This is a genomic window from Hymenobacter gummosus (assembly GCF_003970915.1).
In the GTDB taxonomy this organism is placed as follows: domain Bacteria; phylum Bacteroidota; class Bacteroidia; order Cytophagales; family Hymenobacteraceae; genus Solirubrum; species Solirubrum gummosum.
In genome coordinates, this window is sequence record NZ_RXOF01000009.1 from 109028 (window position 1) to 123342 (window position 14315).

Here is a 14315-nt window from a genome sequence, read left to right on the forward strand (position 1 = left end):
GTACGAAGGCCGGCGCCACTGGGCGAAATCAACCGGTAAATGGCTGAGCTGCGGGCAAAAGGGCGAAATCAGCGCTTGGGGACGGAAGTATTGATATATATAGCAATTTGCTAGGTTAAAATTTATTAATCCGATAATTTAAGACCCGCTAACTCAGGCTTTTCTGCTAAGTAGCGCTGTTTCCCTCTTTCTCCACCATCAACACACCTTATGAAAATTTCTACTCGTCTGTGGGCGGCGCCGCTGCTGGCCCTGGCCGTCGGCTGCGCCAAAACCGACAGCCTCCCGCCGCAGGGCGCGCTGGCGCCTGTGGTAGCGGGCCAGGCCGCTTCGAACACGGGCTTCCCCGAGGGCTTCGAGTCGGGCACCAAAACGGCCTACACCGCGGGGTCGGTGACGCTGGGCTCGGGCTCCTGGACGCTCGACGACGCGCTGCTCGGCAACACCACCGCCGACCCCAAAACCGGCAGCCAGTCGGCACGGGTGCGCAACGCGGGCGTACTCACGATGAACTTCAACGTGACCGGCGGGGCGGGTACCGTCACCATCGCCCACGCCAAGTACGGTACCGACGCCAGCTCTACCTGGGAGCTGTGGAAATCGACCGACAACGGCAGCAGCTACGCCAAGGTCGGCTCGACCATCACCAGCAGCAGCACCACGCTCAGCACGGCCACCTTCACGGTGAATCAGACCGGCGCGGTGCGCTTCCAGATCCGCAAGACCGACGGCACGAGCAGCCGCGTCAACTTCGACAACGTTGATATTCAGACTTACAGCGGCGGCGGCACGGGCGGTACGGCCAAGAAATTCCTCATCGACGGGGCGCACGGCGAGCTGGCCGGCAATGCCGACTGGGTGTTCGACGTGGACGGCGGCCTGCCGGTGCGCTACCCCACCCCAGCGGCTTCGGGCATCAGCGCCACCACCGCCGAGACGTACTGGACCGGCGCCGTGTCGGCCTGGGGCGTGGCCCTGGTGAAGCTGGGCCACTCGGTGGAGCAGCTGCCCACGGGCACCTTCACCTACGGCACCACCGCCGCCCAGGACCTGCAGAACTACGACGTGCTCATCATCGACGAGCCGAACGTGCGCTTCACCACGGCCGAGAAGACGGCCCTGCTGCAGTTTGTGCAGAACGGCGGCGGCCTGTTCATGATTTCCGACCACGACATTTCGGACCGCAACAACGACGGCTGGGACTCGCCCGACATCTGGAACGATTTGATGAGCGGCAACCCCTTCGGCCTCACCGTCAACCTCGACAACATCGTGGAAAACAGCACCAACGAGCTGGTCTCGTCGACGAACCAGATTCTGAACGGGCCGCAGGGCGCCGTGTCGCAGCTCTCGTTCCACAACGGGGCCACGGCCACGCTCAATCCCACGGCTAACTCCTCGGTGAAGGGCCTGATCTGGCGCAACGCCGTCAGCCAGGGCAATGCCAGCGTGATGTGCGCCAGCAGCACCTACGGCGCGGGCCGCATCGTGTTCATCGGCGACTCGTCGCCGGCCGACGACGGCACCGGCTCGCCCGGCAACACCGTGTACGACGGCTGGAACGAGAACGTGAGCCACGCGCGCCTGCACCTGAACGCCTCGCTCTGGCTGGCCAAGGTGACGAATTGAGGACCAGCGGAAAAGAACGTCATGTCGAGCTTGTCGAGACATCTCGCGTGCTGAGGCCGGATAGTAACTCAATCGTTCAACGAGAAGATTAGTACCCGAGCGAGATTACTCGACTTCGCTCGGAATGACGTTCTATTCCACCGCGGATTCAAACAAAGCGCCGCCGCTTCGGGTGAAGCAGCGGCGCTTTGTTTTGGGGCTGGCCGTCAGCCCGGAATACAGTCCAGCTTTGACGCCCGCGCCGGATGTTTCTACCTTGCGGCCGCGCCGCAGTGGCGCTGATTTCTTGCGTTGTTTTTTTATGCTCCGACTGCCCCGCATTCCCGCTTGGCTACCCCTGCTGCTCTTGCCGCTCGGCGCCGCATCCACCGCCACTGCGGCCACTGAGCCGGCCGCAACTGCTGCGCCTGCCGCCAAGGCCGGCATCACCCGCATCGACCCCACGTTCTGGTGGGTGGGCATGAAGAACCCGGCCCTGCAGCTGCTGGTGTACGGTCCCGGCATCGGGCAGAGCACCGCCAGCATCGAGGGCACGTACCCGGGCGTGACGCTGACGGGGCAGCAGAAGCTGGAAAACCCCAACTACCTGCTGGTAGACTTGCGCATCGAGCCCTCGGCCAAGGTGGGCAAGCTGCCGCTGGCCTTCACCGGCGGCCCGAAGAAGCTGCGCTACCAGTACGAGCTGCGCGCCCGCACCACGCCCGGCGACAAAAGCAAAGTGCAGGGCATCAACTCGGCCGACTTCATCTACTTCCTGATGCCGGACCGCTTCGCCAACGGCAACCCTAAGAACGACGTGGTGAAGGGCACCCGCGCCCCGCGCGTGGCCCGCGACTCGATGTACGCCCGCCACGGCGGGGACTTGCAGGGCATCGAACAGCACTTCGATTACCTCAAGGAGCTGGGCGCCACGGCCATCTGGTGCACGCCGGTGACCGAAAACGACATGCCCAAGGCCAGCTACCACGGCTACGCCCTCACCGATTACTACGCCGTGGATTCGCGCTACGGCTCGAACGAGGACTACGTGCGCTTCGTGCAGCGGGCCCACCAGCAGGGCCTGAAGGTTATTCACGATGTGGTGCTCAACCACATGGGCTCCTACAACTACCTGTACCTCGACCAGCCGGCCAAAAACTGGTTTCACCAGTGGCCGCAGTTCACGCGCTCCAACTTCCGCGACGCGGCCTTCAATGACCCCTACGCCTCGCAGTACGACCGGCGGCAGTTCGGGGAAGGCTGGTTCGATACCACCATGCCCGACCCCGACCAAGCCAACCCGCAGGTGGCTACCTACTTGATTCAGAACTTCCTGTGGTGGGTGGAGTACACCGGCCTCGACGGCTACCGCATCGATACCTACTCCTACTCCGACCGGGGCTTTTTGATGAAATGGGGCGAGGCCATCCTTGGTGAGTACCCGCAGCTGGGCATGTTCGGCGAAACCTGGGTGCAGGGCCCGGCCCAGCAGGCCTACTTCGCCCGCAACGTCCTGCCCGCGGTGGACGGCTTCAAGAGCAACCTGCCGGGCGTGACGGACTTCCAGCTGCAGTACGCCATCAACGACGCGCTGACCAAAGACCCGGGCTGGACCGAGGGCATCAGCCGCATCTACTACACCCTGCAGGCCGACTGGCTCTACGAGGACCCGCTGCGCAACGTGGTCTTCCTCGACAACCACGACGTGAGCCGCTTCCTGTCGGTGGTGGGCGAGGATTACCAGAAGTATAAGATGGGCCTGGCCTGGCTGCTAACCACCCGCGGTATTCCGCAGCTGTACTACGGCACCGAAATCCTGATGAAGAACTTCTCCAACCCCGACGGCAAGGTGCGCGAGGATTTCCCCGGCGGCTTCCCCGGTGATAAGCAGAACGCCTTTACCAAAGCCGGCCGCACCGAGCAGCAGAACGCGGCCTTTGACTACGTGAGCAAGCTGGCCCAGTACCGCAAAACCCACCCGGTGCTGCACACGGGCAAGCTGACGCAGTTTATCCCCCAGGACGGGGTATACACCTACTTCCGCTACGACGCGCAGGGCAACACGGTGCTGGTGATGATGAACGCGGCCAAGGAAGCCCGCAAGGTGGACGGCGCGCGGTTTGCGGAGCGCACGAACGGGTACGCTTCCGCCGTGGACGTGGTGACGGGCGCGGCGGTAAACGATTTGAAAACCTTCAACATCCCGGCCCAGACGGCTTGGGTGCTGGAGTTGAAGCGGTAGTGTATATTTCTCGCAGAGGTCCGCAGAGGTTTACGCGGAGGTTCGCAGAGAATTATGCATGAGAATGATTTATCGTTTGATGTTCGTAAGTCCGCGTTCAAAGTGCATACTGCGCTAGGGCCAGGGTTGCTGGAATCGGTGTATGAGGTGGCTTTAACCTATGAGTTGCGCCAGTTGGGTTATGCTGTGCAGACGCAGGTGCCGCTGCCGATGGTTTATGCCGAGCAGCGGATGGAAGTCGGCTTTCGACTGGACTTACTGGTCGAACGCAAGGTTATAGTAGAAGTCAAATCAGTAGATGCTTTGTTGGATGTGCATCATAAGCAGCTGCTGACCTACCTGAAGCTTTCCGGCTGCAAACTGGGTCTGCTGATCAATTTCAACGTTTCGCGAGTAAAAGAGGGAATAGTCCGCATCGTAAACGGTTTAGAATAGCCTCAGCGGACCTCCGCGTAAACCTCTGCGGACCTCTGCGAGAAACCACACCAGAACAACCAGAACGATATGACCGACCTCACCAACCAAGTTGCCATCGTCACCGGCGCCTCCCGCGGAATCGGCCGCGCCATTGCCACCTTGCTGGCCCTGCAGGGCGCCAAAGTCGTGTGCGTCGCCCGCTCCGAGGATGAGCTGATCGAAGTAGCCCAGAAGACCAACGGGCTGGCCATCGTGGCCAACGTGGCCGACGAGCAGGACGCCCAGCTGGTGGTGGCCGAAACGCTGAGCCTGTACGGCCGCCTCGACATCGTGGTGTGCAACGCCGGCGTGGGCTCCTTTAACCTGCTCGAAAACTTCAGCGCCGAGGAGTGGGACCGGATGTTCGACGTGAACGTGAAGGGTACCTTCCTGCTCTGCAAAGCCGCCCTGCCCCACCTCAAGGAGCAGCAGCGCGGCCACATCGTGGGCATTGCCTCCGACGTGTCGAAGCGCACCTTCGTGCACGGCACGGCCTACGGGGCCAGCAAGTACGCCCAGCACGCCGTGCTCGATGCGCTGCGCAAGGAGGTGCGCGGGCAGGGCATCAAGGTCAGCGTGATTTACCCGGGGCTGGTGGACACCTACTTCAACGAATCCAAGCCCGGCGCGCCCGACAAGCAAGGCACCCACCTGCAGCCGCTCGACGTGGCCCAGGCCGTGCGCTACGTGCTCGAAGCCCCCGCCCACGTGGTCATCGACGAACTGATGCTGCACCCGCTGACGCAGGAGTGGTAATTAGGGTCTTGGGGGCTTGGGGTCTTAGGGGCTTGGCTGTCGTTTAAGAGCACCAAGCCCCTAAGACCCCAAGCCCCCAAGACCCCAATATTTATTCCGCAAGAAAAAAGTCCAAGTTACCAGGCCCCTAAGCCCCCAAGACCCCTAACTTTAGGGCTTATGCGACGCCCCATTCTGGTCACGGCTGCCCTTCTCACCCTCGGCCTGACCGCCTTTTCCCCCTCTTCCGTAGCCCCGCCCTTGGCGCACTACCTCACGCCCCTGCCCGCCGACCCGAACACCACCGACGAGCCGGTGGAAGACCACAAAATCATCATTTACCAGATGATGGTGCGGCTGTTCGGCAACCAGCAAACCGTGAACAAGCCCCACGGCACCCTCGCCGAAAACGGCGTGGGCAAGTTCAACGACATCACCGACAAGGCCCTGCAGGAAATCAAGAAGCTCGGGGCTTCCCACGTGTGGTACACCGGCGTGCTCGAACACGCCACCATGACGGACTACTCCAAGTTCGGCATCAGCCTCGACGACGCCGACGTGGTGAAAGGCCGGGCCGGCTCGCCTTACGCCGTGAAGGACTACTACGACGTGTCGCCGGACCTGGCGGTGAACGTGCCCAAGCGCATGCAGGAGTTTGAAGCCCTGGTGAAGCGCACCCATGCCAACGGCCTGAAGGTGTTCATTGACTTCATTCCCAACCACGTAGCGCGCAGCTATAAGTCGGATGCCAAGCCGGCGGGCGTGGTGGACCTGGGCGAGAAGGACGACAAAACCAAGGCCTTCGCGCCCAACAACAACTTCTACTACCTGCCCGGCAAGGCCTTCGTGGTGCCCAAGGGCGCCGACCCGCTGGGCCCCGCCGCCAAGGGCCCGAAGGAGGACGGCAAGTACCTGGAAATGCCCGCCAAAGCCACCGGCAACGACGTGTTCAGCGAGGCGCCGAGCATCAACGACTGGTACGAGACGGTGAAGCTCAATTACGGCGTGGACTACCAGAACGGCCGCAAGCTGCACCTCGACCCGATTCCAGACACCTGGCTGAAGATGCGCGACATCCTCCTGTTCTGGGCCCAGAAGGACGTCGACGGCTTCCGCTGCGACATGGCCGAGATGGTGCCGGTGGAGTTCTGGGCCTGGGTGATTCCCGAAATCAAGAAAGCCAAGCCCGGCATCCTGTTCATGGGCGAGGCCTACAACAACAAGGAGTACCGCACCTACCTGGAACGCGGGAAGTTCGACTACCTCTACGACAAGGTGGGCCTCTACGACGGGCTGCGCCGGCTGATGACCGGCGGCGGCAAAATCGAGGATATCAACTACGTGTGGAGCCAGGAAAGCCGCGGCTTCTCCTCGCACATGCTGCGCTTCCTCGAAAACCACGACGAGCAGCGCATTGCCAGCAAGGACTTCGCCGGCGACACCAAGCCCGCCATTCCGGCCATGACGGTGTCGGCCACGCTGGGCTCGGGGCCGGTGATGCTGTACTTCGGGCAGGAAGTGGGCGAGCCGGGCCGCGGGGCCGAGGGCTTTAGCTCCGAGGACGGCCGCACCACCATTTTCGACTACTGGGGCGTGCCCGAGCACCAGAAGTGGATGAACGGCGGCGCCTTCGACGGGGGCAAGCTGAGCCTGCAGCAGAAGCAGCTGCGCGACTTTTACGGCCGCCTGCTCAACCTCTGCGCCAGCAGCGAAGCCCTGCGCAAGGGCCGCTTCTACGAGCTGCAGGACGCCAACAACCTCGCCAAGGAGTACGACGACAAGAAGCTCTACAGCTTCCTGCGCTTCACCGACAAGCAGCGCCTGCTGGTGGTGGCCAACTTCAGCCCGACCCAGACCTACGTGCCCACGCTCAAAGTGCCGGACGCCGCCTGGAAGCTCATGGGCCTGGACCCGCTGCGCAACCAGTTCATCTACACCGACGTGCTCAACGGCCGCGCGGGCAGCACCTCCGCCCGCGTCACGCTGCCGCCCTTCTCGGCCGTCATCCTCGAAATCGAACCGAAAAAATAAGCGCAGCCAGCCAAGAACGTCATGTCGAGCGAAGTCGAGACATCTCGCTGGGTAGTAATTCCAATCGTTGAACGATGATTTTACTATCGGACATCAGCACGCGAGATTCCTCGACAAGCTCGGAATGACGTTCTGCTAATTGCTTCCTGCCCCAATTACACCCGCCACCGCATTCCCCGCTCCCGCTTATGGCTTCCGGCGCCACCATCAGTACCTCTACCTCCGCCGCGCGCAAGCCGCGGCTCTCGTTCTGGCAAATCTGGAACATGAGCTTCGGCTTCCTGGGCATTCAGTTCGGCTTCGAGCTGCAGAACTCCAACGTCAGCCGCATCTTCGAAACGCTGGGGGCCAACAAGGACGACATTCCGATCCTGTGGATTGCCGCCCCGGTCACCGGCCTGCTGGTGCAGCCCATCATCGGCTACCTCTCCGACCGCACCTGGAGCCCCCGGCTGGGCCGGCGCCGGCCGTTCTTCCTCATCGGTGCCATTCTGGCGTCGCTGGCGCTGCTGGTGATGCCCAATTCCTCGGCCCTGTGGATGGCCGGCGGCATGCTCTGGATTATGGACGCCAGCATCAACATCTCGATGGAGCCCTTCCGCGCCTTTGTGGGCGACAAGCTGCCCTCGGAGCAGCGCACGTCGGGCTTTGCCATGCAGTCGTTCTTTATCGGCGTGGGCTCGGTGGTGGCGGCCTTGCTGCCCTGGATTTTTGCCAACTGGCTGGGCCTGAGCAATACCGCCCCGGCCGGCGAGATTCCGCCCTCGGTGAAATGGTCGTTTTACGTGGGCGCGGCGGCCTTTTTCCTCTCGGTGCTCTACACGGTGCTGACCAGCAGCGAAACGCCGCCCGAGGACATGGCCGCCTTCCGGGCCGAAAACGCCAAGGTGGGCATGTGGGACGGGCTGCGCGAGTCTTTCGCGGGCATCTTCCACATGCCACCGGCCATGAAGCAGCTGGCCGTGGTGCAGTTCTTCACCTGGTTTGCGCTGTTTTCGATGTGGATTTATGCCACCAACGCCGTCACCAGCAACATCTACAACATGCGGGTGGACGCGCCGCTGTACGAGAAGCTCAAGGCCCAGATAACCGGCGGCGCGGCGGCTAATGCCAACGCCAAGGAGCTGGACGGGCTCAAGCGCGACGTGGCCGAAATCGACAAGTTCCAGGCTGATAAACCCGAGAAAACCCTCAGCCTGAACCTGGCCAACTACGCCGTGGACAAAGCCCCGCTCAGCGCCGAGGAAAAAGCCACTGCCAAGCGCGTGCAGCAGCAGTACAACGACGGCGCCGACTGGCTTAGCCTTTGCTCCTCGGTGCGCAACGGGGTGGCGGCCGTCTTCGCCTTTATCATCCCGCTGATTGCGGCCCGCACCAGCCGCCGCCGCACCCACATGCTCTGCCTGCTGCTGGGCGGCCTGGGGCTGGTGTCGCTGAAGTTCATTTCCAACCCCGACTTCATCATCGTGTCGATGGGCCTGGTGGGCATTGCCTGGGCCAGCATCCTGTCGATGCCCTACGCCATCCTGGCCGGCTCCCTGCCCGCCAACCGCATGGGCTACTACATGGGCGTGTTCAACTTCTTCATCGTGATTCCGCAGATTGTAGCCGCCACCATCCTGGGCTGGTTCACGGTAAACATCTTCCAGGGCAACACCCTGAACACGCTGGTGCTCGGCGGGGCCAGCATGGTGCTGGCGGGCCTGCTCACCCTGCGCGTGCGCGACGACGACGATACCCACGTGGCCGCCGTGATGGAAAACCCTGGCTACGACACGCCGGTGCTGACCAACCCACAGGCGTAAATCATTTGCCTGTTCAACGCGACACCGCCCCGGTTGCCAAGCGCAGCCGGGGCGGTGTCGCGTTTTGGGTAACGGTACGCCGTTTCAGGTGCCCAGCTGCAACCAGTGCTCGGCGGGTTTTTCCTCGGTGAACACGCGCACGTCGGCGCCGCGGCGCACTTCTTCGGGCAGTTCACCTTCCGCCTCCGCGCGGCGGGCCTCGATGGCCTCGGCCTGATAAGGCGTGACGAGGTAGGCCAAGCGGCGCGGGGCCGGCAGCACGCCGCGCAGCTGCGGCCGGAACGTGCGCAGCACCCACTGAAAGTCCTCCGCCGAGGCCAGGCCGCGTACCCGCAGGTCGATAAGCCAGTGGCTGCACTGCTGTGCCCGGGCCAGCTCCAGGGCGGCTGCGTAGCCGGCGCGGTGCTCCTCGGACGATACCGGCCGCGCCCAGCGCAGGAACAGCAGGTGCAGGTCGGGGCGGTAGGAAAGGCGGAGGTAATCCTGGTCGACGGCTTCCATGCGGGCAACTAAGGCAGCAACGATGAGCTTGGCGTGAAAGACGCGCGGGGGCGGGGCAACTCGGCTATAACACGGGCGGGGCGCACGCACGTACAGCCGCAAGCCGCGCTTCCACCCACTCAGCGCCCGTATGCTACCCGTCCACGGCTTTTTTGTTTTGTTTTTCGCGGTTTGCGGAGCCCTGCTGCTGCGCCTGCTCACCCATTGGCGCCGCCCGCGGCCCGCCCGGGCGCGGCCCCGGGTGAGCATCCTGCTGCCGGCCCGCAACGAGGCCCAGCACATCGAGCGGTGCCTGCGCAGCCTGGCGGCGCTGAGCTACCCGCCCGAGCTGCTCGAAATTCTCATCGGCGACGACCACTCCACCGACGACACGGCCGCCGTGGTGCGCCGCTTCATTGCCGATAAGCCGCAGTTTCGGCTCGTCAGCATCGGGGCGCCGGTGGGGCTGGCCCGGGGCAAGAGCAACGCCATTGCCCAGCTCACGCGGCAGGCCACGGCCGATTACTTCCTGCTCACCGATGCCGACATGGCCCTGGCCCCCGACTGGGTGCAGCACATGCTCGGCGCCGCCGAAATCGACCGGCCGGGCAGCCGCGTGGGCGTGGTGACGGGCGCTACCACGGCCACCGGCGGCGTGTTCGGCCGCCTGCAGGGCCTCGACTGGCTGTTCGGGCTGAGCGTGATTCGCCTGCTCTCCGACGCGGGCCTGCCCGTCACGGCCGTGGGCAACAACATGCTCATCACCCGCCGGGCCTACGACGCCATCGGCGGCTACGAGGCGCTGGCCTTTCAGATAACGGAGGACCTGCAGCTGTTCAGCTGCGTGGTGGGCGCCGGCTGGGACTACCGCAACCTCTGGCACCGCGCGGTGCTGGGCGTGTCGATGCCGCAGCCCACGGTGCACTGCCTGCTGGAGCAGCGCAAGCGGTGGATGCGCGGCACGGGGCGGCTGCCCTGGTTTTTGTCGGGCCTGTTCGGGCTTTACGGGCTGTTTTACGTGGTGCTGTTCTTTCCGCCGCTCATGAGCTGGCCCTTTACGCCGCTGGTGCTGGGGCTGAAAGTGCTGCTGCAGACGCTGTTTCTGCACCGCAGCCTGCGGCAGGTGGGCCGGCGGGAGCCGCTGTGGCTGCTGCTGCTCTACGAGCCCTACCTGGCCCTGATGTCGGTGCTGGTCATCGGCTATACGCTGCTGCCGGGCCACATCAGCTGGAAGGAGCGGCGCTACGCCTGGGCCGAGGTGTAGGTTTTCTCGCAGAGGTGCGCAAAGGGTTTCGCGGAGGTCCGCAGAGCTGTTCTTGAACTACTCAGCGAACCTCCGCGGCTCTTCTGCGCACCTCTGCGAGAAACCCGGCATCCGGCCGTTATCTTGCCTTACCGCTGTCCTCTTTTTCCCACCCTGCCACTATGAAACAACTCTACCTGCTGCTGACCGCCGCGCTGCTCCGCTCGCCCCACTTGGCCCCGGCCCAGACGCCCGCCGCCCCGCCCAAGCAGGAAATGCGCGCTGTATGGGTAGCCCACGTCTTCAACCTCGACTGGCCGCGCAACAAAACCCTCACGCCCGCCCAGCAGCGCGCCGACTTCATCAGCCTGCTCGACCGGCACAAGGCCAACGGCATCAACGCGGTGGTGGTGCAGGTGCGCGCCTCGGCCGATGCCATCTACCCCAGCACCCTGGAGCCCTGGAGTGAGTGGCTAAGCGGCACCCAGGGCGTGGCCCCGCAGCCGGCCTACGACCCGCTGCAGTTCATGATTCAGGAGGCCCACAAGCGCAGCCTGGAGTTTCACGCCTGGATTAACCCCTACCGGGCCGTCACCAACGCCAACACCTCCAGCGTGGCCGCCAGCCACGTCTCGCGCCTGCACCCCGACTGGGTGGTGCCCTACGGCACGCTGCGGGTGCTGAACCCCGGCCTGCCCGCCGTGCGCCAGTACCTCACCCGGGTAGTGCTCGACGTGGTGCGCCGCTACGACGTGGACGCCATTCACTTCGACGACTACTTCTACCCCGCCCCGCAAACTGGCCTGACCTTCGACGACGACGCGGCCTTCACCGCCGACCCGCGCGGCTTCACCGCCAAGGCCGACTGGCGCCGCGACAATATCGACCTGTTCGTGCGCACCGTGGCCGACAGCATTCGGGCGGCGAAGTCCTGGGTGAAGTTCGGCATTTCGCCGCCCGGCGTGTGGCGCAACGGCACCAGCGTGGGCGGCACCGCCACCACCGCCTTCCAGAGCTACACCGACATCTTCGCCGACTCGCGCAAGTGGCTGCAGCAGGGCTGGGTGGATTACCTGGCCCCGCAGGTGTACTGGACCAGCACCACCACGGCCGCCCGCTACGACCTCATCGTGCCCTGGTGGAACCAGCAGGTGTCGACTACCACGCCGCGCCACGTCTACATCGGCCACGCGGCCTACAAGGTCAGCGCCACGGCTACCGACGCCTTCAACCAGCCCACGCAGATTCCGAATCAGCTGCGCCTCGCCCGGCAGCAGGGCAACGTGAAGGGCAGCATCTTCTACAAATCCACCGAGCTGCTGGCCAACCCCTTGGGCGTGGCCGACTCCCTGCGTACCAACTTCTACCGTCACCGGGCCCTGGTGCCGGCCATGCCCTGGAAAGACGCCGTGCCGCCCACCACGCCGGTGCAGGCCAGCCTCTGGGACGACTCGCAGAACTCGGGCTTTGTGCACCTGAGCTGGCAGCCCGGCCCGGCGGCTTCGGATGGGCAGCTGGCCCGCTGGTACGTGGTGTACCGTTACCCGCGCCACGCCGGCCCCGCCACCGCCGCCGATTTGGCCAACCCCGCCCACATTGCCGCCATCCAGGACAGCACCCGCTTCCGCGACCTGTGGCGGGGCAGCAGCCCGGCCTACGACTACACCATCACGGCCCTGGACCGCGGCTACAACGAAAGCGCGCCGGTGACTAGCTTCACCATCCTGCTGCCCGCCAAAGCCGCCCGGGCCACGGCCGCCCTGGAGCCTGCCTACCCCAACCCCTTCACCGAAAGCACCGAGCTGCGCTTCCGCCTGCCCGCCGCCGGCCAAGTGTCGGTGCTGGTTTACGACGTGACGGGCCGCGTGGTGAGCCGCCTCGTGGAGGGCCCGCTGACTGCCGGGCCGCACAGCGTCACGCTCCGGGCGGGCAGCCTGCCGGCGGGCCTGTACGTGGTGCGGCTGCGCACCGAAGCCGGTACCTGGCAGCAGAAAGTGCTGCTGACGCGGTAGTGGCTGGATTTTGTTTGCGCCTATCGAAAGCGCCATCCGGACGACGGGTGGCGCTTTTTTTCTTGCTTGCTGCTAATGGCGCAAAAATCAGCCAAACGAATTTCCGCGCTACAGTCTACGCGGTTTTACGCCAGCCCTTCTAGCTGCTGGAAGACGGGAATCAACGCCTGACCTTTTGGCGTCAGGTAATGCTCGACGTGCAGGGGCTTTTCCTTCACCACCACCTTCTCCAGCAGGCCCGCTTCCTCCAGCTCCCGTAGCGCCACGGCCAAAGACTGCTTGTTGGCGCCCGGAATCTGGCGCAGCAGGCTGTTGAACCGCACGGGCGCTGTTACGGCCAGGCGGAAGATTTCGGGCTTCCACTTGCCGGCCAGCAGCTTGAGCAGCGCCTGCGCCGGGCAGGTTTCGGCCTCGTTGGGTAAGTTTTTGATAGTCATAAAATTCTGACTGGTTGACGGGCCTGCTCGCGCGGCGCAACTTTGCGCAAAAGTAACGGACTCGCCGCGGCCCATCCCGCCCGGCGCTGTCTAATAGATTCACCCATGAGCGTTTCTGCCCGCCCACTCTCGCTCGTAAAACCTCTGCTGCTCTTGCTGCTGCTGGCCACGCTGACCAGCGGCTGCAAGGGGCAGACCACCGCCACGAAGATGGAAACCACCAAGCAAAACCCGCTGCTCTGCGACCCGGAATCGGGCGTGTGCGAGATGCCCGTAGCCGCCGCCCCCGCCGTAGCCGCCGCCACGCCCGCGGTGCAGCGCGTCAAAATCATCTACTACACCGACCCCATCTGCTCATCGTGCTGGGGCATCGAGCCGCAGCTGCGCCGGCTGAAGCTGGAGTACGGCCCCGCCCTCGACATCGAGTACCGCATGGGCGGCCTGCTGCCCGACTGGAGCTACAACAGCGGCGGCATCAGCAAGCCCGCCGACGTGGCCCACCACTGGGACGAAGTCAGCCAGTACTACGACATGCCCATCGACGGGGACGTGTGGCTGGAAGACCCGCTGGCCTCGTCCTACCCGCCATCCATTGCCTTCAAGGCCGCCCAGCTGCAGGACCCCGCCAAGGCCCTGCTCTTCCTGCGGGAAATGCGGGAGCTGGTGTTCCTGCGGAAAAAGAACATTGCCAAGTGGGAGCATCTGACCACCGCCGCCACCGCGGCTGGCCTCAACGTGGCGCAGCTGAAAGCCGACTTCGACGGGCCGGCCAAAACCCTGTTCGAGCAGGACTTAGCGCTGGGCCGGCAGCTGGGCGTGCGGGGCTTCCCGACGTTGTACTTCGTCGATGCGGCCGGCGGGCGGGAAGTGGTGTACGGCTCCAAGCCCTACGCGACCTTTGAAGCGGCCGTGCTGAAACTGAACCCGGCGGCCACCAAAAGCCCGTACGGCAAAACCTGGCAGGCCTTGTTCAGTAAGTACGCGACGCTGACGGCCAGGGAGTTTGCGGAGCTGTCGGGCACGCCCCGGGCCGAAAGCGAGAAGGTGCTGAACGAGCTGGCCGCCGCCGGAACCCTGGAAAAGCTGATGACCAAAAACGGCGCCCTCTGGCAGCTCCAGCCGCGGTAAGAGGCTGTCCGGAAAACCCAGCCCGTCATGTCGAGCGAAGTCGAGGCATCTCGCTCGGAGGCTAATCTTCTCGTTGAACGATTGAGTTACTACCTGAAGTCAGCACGCGAGATGTCTCGACTTCGCTCGACATGACGT

At 64.2% G+C, this 14315-nt stretch carries 11 protein-coding genes; 9 read left to right on the forward strand and 2 right to left on the reverse strand.

Annotation, left to right across the window (positions count from 1 at the left end; genetic code table 11):
* Positions 1-210: 210 nt before the first annotated feature.
* From EJV47_RS16045 to EJV47_RS28680, 6 genes are all read left to right on the forward strand, one after another.
* Positions 211-1629, forward strand: coding sequence for a hydrolase (locus EJV47_RS16045; protein ID WP_126694187.1), 1419 nt, complete (start codon positions 211-213; stop codon positions 1627-1629).
* Positions 1630-1930: 301 nt separating this feature from the next.
* On the forward strand, positions 1931-3850 hold the full coding sequence (locus EJV47_RS16050) for a glycoside hydrolase family 13 protein (RefSeq protein WP_126694188.1): 1920 nt from the start codon (positions 1931-1933) through the stop codon (positions 3848-3850).
* 54 nt (positions 3851-3904) lie between these two features.
* Positions 3905-4285 carry a GxxExxY protein gene (locus EJV47_RS16055; protein ID WP_126694189.1) on the forward strand — a complete coding sequence of 127 codons (381 nt, stop codon included), beginning with the start codon at positions 3905-3907 and terminating at the stop codon, positions 4283-4285.
* Between the two features lie 69 nt (positions 4286-4354).
* Complete coding sequence (locus tag EJV47_RS16060; RefSeq protein ID WP_126694190.1) at positions 4355-5062, forward strand: SDR family oxidoreductase; 708 nt, start codon at positions 4355-4357, stop codon at positions 5060-5062.
* Positions 5063-5221: 159 nt separating this feature from the next.
* The gene (locus EJV47_RS16065; RefSeq protein WP_126694191.1) at positions 5222-7072 is read left to right on the forward strand and encodes an alpha-amylase family protein; all 1851 of its coding nucleotides are present in this window, start codon (positions 5222-5224) and stop codon (positions 7070-7072) included.
* Between the two features lie 188 nt (positions 7073-7260).
* A complete protein-coding gene (locus EJV47_RS28680) occupies positions 7261-8877 on the forward strand; it encodes an MFS transporter (protein ID WP_126694192.1) in 1617 nt (538 codons plus the stop codon).
* Between the two features lie 84 nt (positions 8878-8961).
* Here EJV47_RS28680 and EJV47_RS16075 read toward each other — a convergent pair whose 3' ends face one another.
* Positions 8962-9378, reverse strand: coding sequence for a hypothetical protein (locus tag EJV47_RS16075; protein WP_126694193.1), 417 nt, complete (start codon positions 9376-9378; stop codon positions 8962-8964).
* A 130-nt stretch (positions 9379-9508) separates the two neighbouring features.
* Between EJV47_RS16075 and EJV47_RS16080 the strand changes: the two genes are divergently transcribed.
* On the forward strand, positions 9509-10621 hold the full coding sequence (locus EJV47_RS16080) for a glycosyltransferase (RefSeq protein WP_126694194.1): 1113 nt from the start codon (positions 9509-9511) through the stop codon (positions 10619-10621).
* A gap of 161 nt (positions 10622-10782) precedes the next feature.
* The gene (locus EJV47_RS16085; RefSeq protein ID WP_126694195.1) at positions 10783-12612 is read left to right on the forward strand and encodes a family 10 glycosylhydrolase; all 1830 of its coding nucleotides are present in this window, start codon (positions 10783-10785) and stop codon (positions 12610-12612) included.
* A gap of 125 nt (positions 12613-12737) precedes the next feature.
* On the opposite strand, the gene EJV47_RS16090 is transcribed toward EJV47_RS16085, so the two are convergent.
* A complete protein-coding gene (locus EJV47_RS16090) occupies positions 12738-13049 on the reverse strand; it encodes a winged helix-turn-helix transcriptional regulator (protein ID WP_126694196.1) in 312 nt (103 codons plus the stop codon).
* Between the two features lie 105 nt (positions 13050-13154).
* On the opposite strand from EJV47_RS16090, the gene EJV47_RS16095 reads away from it, so the two are divergent.
* Positions 13155-14177 (forward strand): ClpXP adapter SpxH family protein, encoded by a 1023-nt coding sequence (locus EJV47_RS16095; protein WP_341539265.1) that lies wholly within the window; start codon positions 13155-13157, stop codon positions 14175-14177.
* The last annotated feature ends 138 nt before the right edge of the window (positions 14178-14315 follow it).

What these genes read in the sequence shown, in the direction of transcription:
- EJV47_RS16050 (WP_126694188.1), top strand. Translation starts at nt 1,931, where the DNA reads ATGCTCCGACTGCCCCGCATTCCCGCTTGGCTACCCCTGCTGCTCTTG.
- EJV47_RS16090 (WP_126694196.1), bottom strand. Translation starts at nt 13,049, where the DNA reads ATGACTATCAAAAACTTACCCAACGAGGCCGAAACCTGCCCGGCGCAG.
- EJV47_RS28680 (WP_126694192.1), top strand. Translation starts at nt 7,261, where the DNA reads ATGGCTTCCGGCGCCACCATCAGTACCTCTACCTCCGCCGCGCGCAAG.
- EJV47_RS16095 (WP_341539265.1), top strand. Translation starts at nt 13,155, where the DNA reads ATGAGCGTTTCTGCCCGCCCACTCTCGCTCGTAAAACCTCTGCTGCTC.
- EJV47_RS16065 (WP_126694191.1), top strand. Translation starts at nt 5,222, where the DNA reads ATGCGACGCCCCATTCTGGTCACGGCTGCCCTTCTCACCCTCGGCCTG.
- EJV47_RS16080 (WP_126694194.1), top strand. Translation starts at nt 9,509, where the DNA reads ATGCTACCCGTCCACGGCTTTTTTGTTTTGTTTTTCGCGGTTTGCGGA.
- EJV47_RS16055 (WP_126694189.1), top strand. Translation starts at nt 3,905, where the DNA reads ATGCATGAGAATGATTTATCGTTTGATGTTCGTAAGTCCGCGTTCAAA.
- EJV47_RS16060 (WP_126694190.1), top strand. Translation starts at nt 4,355, where the DNA reads ATGACCGACCTCACCAACCAAGTTGCCATCGTCACCGGCGCCTCCCGC.
- EJV47_RS16045 (WP_126694187.1), top strand. Translation starts at nt 211, where the DNA reads ATGAAAATTTCTACTCGTCTGTGGGCGGCGCCGCTGCTGGCCCTGGCC.
- EJV47_RS16085 (WP_126694195.1), top strand. Translation starts at nt 10,783, where the DNA reads ATGAAACAACTCTACCTGCTGCTGACCGCCGCGCTGCTCCGCTCGCCC.
- EJV47_RS16075 (WP_126694193.1), bottom strand. Translation starts at nt 9,378, where the DNA reads ATGGAAGCCGTCGACCAGGATTACCTCCGCCTTTCCTACCGCCCCGAC.